Genomic DNA, 894 nt, shown 5'->3' with positions numbered 1-894 from the left:
GCGATTCAACCAGGTCGACAACGGATTCATCGGGATTCGCGGCAAGCTTGACGCAGCAGCCGCCGGCCAGCAGCACATCGCCGAACTTCTCGAAGGCCTCATCGCCGACCAGGGCTGAGCCGGCCTATGCCTCAATGAGTCTCAGTCGGCGGTAAGCGCTTTCGATCTGGGTCTTGGCTTCGGCCGGCACCTCGGCTTGCGGCGGACGCGAATGCGGATAGCCGCCGACCGGCAGCCCGAGCAGCGATGCAGCGTACTTGAACGCACCGCCCCAATGGGTGAAGTAATCGGGTCGGCCCGGATAGCAGGTGAACCAGGAACCCATGTCGATGTCGAACTGGTCCAGGCCCGAATCACGCCCGTAGTCCATCGCCTCCACGAGCTTGTCGTTGACGATCAGCTCCCAATACTCCGACAGCAACCGCCGCTGCGGCGTCTCGAACAGGTAGCCGGCGGTGCCCAATTGCGCTGGGCAGACGATTCCGTCGCGCAGCCAGCCGGCCCGGTACACCGTTTTGTCGCATTCCCACAGCACCAGACCGGGCGCCAGCTCATGCAGCAGTCGGCTGGCAGCCGGCCGGAAGGCGCCCTCCTTCGTCGCGCACACCGCCGGGATTTCGTGGTAAATGCTCGCGCTCTCGGCCGGGCTCAACACGTAGCCTGAGGACGGCGAATTGAACATGCCCAGCGCGATGTCGGTGCGTTCAGCGATATAGGTGAAAAACCGCAGCACTCCCTCGCCGCCGTGAGCCTCCATCATCGGGGTCTGGATATAGGCGATGTCGGCGCCGGCGCGCTGCGCGTGCAGCGTCAGATCAAGGCAATCCTTGGCCGACATGGCTGCGGTGCAGGCCTGGACGACGACATCCGGGTTGACGACCCTGGCTTCTTCGA

At 64.3% G+C, this 894-nt stretch carries 1 protein-coding gene and 1 pseudogene; one reads left to right on the top strand and one right to left on the bottom strand.

Annotation, left to right across the window (positions count from 1 at the left end; genetic code table 11):
• Positions 1-118: pseudogene (locus A5707_RS24860) on the top strand (hypothetical protein); the annotation flags it as partial.
• A 6-nt stretch (positions 119-124) separates the two neighbouring features.
• Here the strand turns inward: A5707_RS24860 and A5707_RS10895 are convergent.
• Positions 125-894, bottom strand: a 770-nt coding sequence (locus A5707_RS10895; protein WP_065014502.1) for a dihydrodipicolinate synthase family protein, incomplete at its 5' end; no start/stop codon positions are given.

This window comes from Mycobacterium kyorinense, from assembly GCF_001672775.1.
Taxonomy (GTDB): Bacteria; Actinomycetota; Actinomycetes; order Mycobacteriales; family Mycobacteriaceae; genus Mycobacterium; species Mycobacterium kyorinense_A.
The sequence above is the reverse complement of the archived record's forward strand: the minus strand, read 5'-3'. Positions and strand labels throughout refer to the sequence as shown.